The organism is Xanthobacter sp. BG11Y11_SDJG (genome assembly GCF_057364445.1).
This window is the reverse complement of sequence record NZ_JBNFNU010000665.1, coordinates 1-1,350: the sequence shown is the minus strand read 5'-3', so window position 1 is coordinate 1,350 and position 1,350 is coordinate 1. Positions and strand designations below refer to the sequence as shown.

The window sequence follows — 1,350 nt, the reverse complement described above, 5'->3', positions numbered from 1 at the left end:
CCGGCGGGCGCGGCCGGCGCCGTGGCCAGCGGCCGGGCGGCGGCGAACAGCGGCAGGTCGTCCACCAGCTTCTGCGCCGGTGAGGCGCGCTCGGCCGCCTCCAACTCGGCCAGCACGGCGCGGGCGCGGGCGATCACCGCCTCGGGAAGGCCGGCGAGCTTGGCCACCTGGATGCCGTAGGAGCGGTCCGCCGCCCCCGGCACCACCTCGTGCAGGAAGATCACGTCGCCCTGCCATTCGGTGACCTTCACCGTGGCGTTGACGAGGCGCCGGCAGCGCTGGGAGAGCGCGGTCAGTTCGTGGAAATGGGTGGCGAACAAGGCCCGGCAGCGGTTGACCTCGTGCAGGTGCTCGAGGCTCGCCCAGGCGATCGACATGCCGTCGAAGGTGGCGGTGCCGCGGCCGATCTCGTCCAGGATGACGAGCGAGCGATGGGTGGCCTGGTTCAGGATGGCGGCGGTCTCCACCATCTCCACCATGAAGGTGGAGCGCCCGCGTGCCAGGTCGTCGGCCGCGCCCACGCGCGAGAACAGGCGATCCACCACGCCGATGCGCGCGGCGCGCGCCGGCACGAAGGCGCCCGCCTGCGCCAGCACGCAGATCAGCGCGTTCTGCCGCAGGAAGGTGGACTTGCCCGCCATGTTCGGCCCGGTGACGAGGACGATGCGCCCGTCGTCCTGGCCGTCCGGCGGGGAGAGGTCGCAGTCGTTGGGCACGAACGGGCCGCCGTCGCGGGCGAGCGCCTGCTCCACCACCGGGTGCCGCCCGCCCTCGATCCGGAACGCCGCGCCGTCCTCCATGCGCGGGCGCACATGGCGTTCCGACACCGCAAGCTCGGCGAGGCCCGCGGCCACATCCAGCTCGGCGAGCGCCCTCGGCGGCGGCGCGGATGGCGGGCGCGGCCGCCACCACCTCGGCCGCGAGGCGATCGAAGATCGCCTGCTCCAGGCCCAGCGCTCGCTCGCCGGCGGAGGCGATGCGGCTCTCCAGTTCGCCGAGTTCGACGCTTGAGAACCGCACCGCCCCCGCCATGGTCTGGCGGTGCACGAACACGGCGGCGAAGGCGGGCTCGCGCAGCCGGTCGGCGTTCTGCGCGGTCACCTCCACGAAATAGCCCAGAACGGCATTGTGCCGGATCTTCAGAGACTTGACGCCGGTCTCCTCGACATAGCGGCGCTCCAGGGCCGCCACCACGCGCCGGCTCTCGTCGCGCAAGGCGCGGGTGGCGTCGAGGTCGCCGTCATAGCCCTTGGCCACGAAGCCGCCGTCGCGCCGGTGCGGCGGAAGCTCGTCCGCGAGCGCCGCCGACAGGCGCGCCGCCAGCGCCGCGTCCACTGCGGCCAGCGCGCG

At 74.0% G+C, this 1,350-nt stretch carries 1 pseudogene; it reads right to left on the bottom strand.

The window, feature by feature from the left end:
* Positions 1-1,350, bottom strand: a pseudogene (mutS, locus tag AC2W7M_RS25565) (DNA mismatch repair protein MutS); the annotation flags it as partial.